The sequence below is a fragment of the Bradyrhizobium hipponense genome, assembly GCF_008123965.1.
Taxonomy (GTDB): Bacteria; Pseudomonadota; Alphaproteobacteria; order Rhizobiales; family Xanthobacteraceae; genus Bradyrhizobium; species Bradyrhizobium hipponense.
This window is the reverse complement of the sequence record NZ_VSTH01000211.1, coordinates 1-636: the sequence shown is the minus strand read 5'-3', so window position 1 is coordinate 636 and position 636 is coordinate 1. Positions and strand designations below refer to the sequence as shown.

General features: G+C 69.8%; 1 protein-coding gene. It reads left to right on the top strand.

Going from position 1 to position 636, the window contains the following annotated elements:
- The coding region (locus FXV83_RS40005) for an AMP-binding enzyme (RefSeq protein WP_148745535.1) at positions 1-636 on the top strand (636 nt) is incomplete at both ends.

Genomic DNA, 636 nt, shown 5'->3' with positions numbered 1-636 from the left:
GGTCATGGCGCGCCCGTGCCGTTCGGTGCGGTGGGCGAGCTTTACATTGGCGGGGCTGGGGTGGCGCGGGGCTACCTGAACCGCCCTGAGCTGACAGCCGAGCGGTTCATCCGCAGTCCTTTTGTAGACGGCGATCGGCTGTACCGGACCGGCGACCTGGGGCGTTATCTGCCGGATGGCAATCTGGAGTTCCTGGGCCGCAACGACGACCAGGTGAAGATCCGCGGCTACCGCATCGAGCCGGCTGAGATCGTCGCGCGGCTTTGCGAACACGCCTGGGTGCGCGATGCGGTGGTGGTGGCGGGCCAGAACCGCGCCGGCGACAAGCATCTTACCGCCTATGTGGTCTGCGCGCCCGAGGCCGGCTCGGACGAGGGCGATGGAGGCGGGCTTGCGGGCGCCTTGCGCGCGCACTTAAGTGCGCGGCTGCCGGACTACATGGTGCCGGCTGCGTTCGTACCAATCGCGGCGCTGCCGCTGACGGTGAACGGCAAGCTCGACCGCAAGGCACTGCCGGCGCCGGAGGACGATGCCTATGCGCGGGCGGCCTATGAGTCGCCGCAGGGCGCGGTCGAGACGGCGGTGGCGCGGATCTGGGCCGAGCTTCTCGGTGTCGAGCGCATCGGGCGCCACGAC